Genomic DNA, 811 nt, shown 5'->3' with positions numbered 1-811 from the left:
CAGGGTCATGCTGACGGCCGGGCCGACGCCGGGGATGGTCTGCAACAGGGCCTGGCGGGCCGGGCCGTCGTGAGCCTCCAGGATCAGGGCCTGAAGCCTGGCCTCGGTCTGGGCGCGCTCCTGGGCCAGCCAGGCGATCGCCCGGCGACAGCTGTCGGCGACGGCCTCGTCGAGGGTCTGCTTGAGCCGGGTCTTCTCCATGGCCGCCATCTCCACCAGCTGGCGGCGGCGGGTCGACAAGGCCCGGATCTCGAAGGCCCTGGCGCTGGGAACGGGTCGGGCGGCGTCCTGCATCAGCAGAGCAAACCGCGCGATCAGCCCCGCGTCCAGCCTGTCGGTCTTGGCCCGCCGTCCTTCGGCCGTCCGCAGGGCCGCGATCCGCTTGGGATCGACCACCCCGACCTCGAAGCCGGCCTGGGCCAGGCCGCGCACCAGGCGCGCGCCGTAGGTCCCGATCGACTCCAGCACCACCTTGGCCACGCCCTCCTGCTGCAACCTCGCCACCAGCGCGGCGACGCCCGCGGGCGCGTTGGCCAACCGAAACACCTTGCCGGACGGGGCCAGGCCCACGTCCAGCCAATCACGCCCGACATCCACGCCGGCCGCGCACGCATGCGTCATGGCTCCGCTCCTGTGTTCGGGCTCGAACGCCTGGCGTCCCGCCCGTGCGACTGTTCGGAAAAGCTGACTGGCGGACGCGCCCTTGCCGGAATCTCGGCCTCAAGGCCAGGGACCCAACGAGCTGCGCCCGCCAACCATCAAGCTCGCGCTCGACACCTATCGCAATACACAGGGACCCAGGGGACTGGGC

General features: G+C 71.8%; 1 protein-coding gene. It reads right to left on the bottom strand.

From position 1 onward, the window contains the following. The coding region (locus AC07N1_RS25235; protein ID WP_494674286.1) for an IS110 family transposase at positions 1–621 on the bottom strand (621 nt) is incomplete at its 3' end. Positions 622–811: the final 190 nt, after the last annotated feature.

The organism is Caulobacter sp. GW821-FHT09B11 (assembly GCF_059418205.1).
This window is presented reverse-complemented; position numbering and strand designations above follow the sequence as displayed.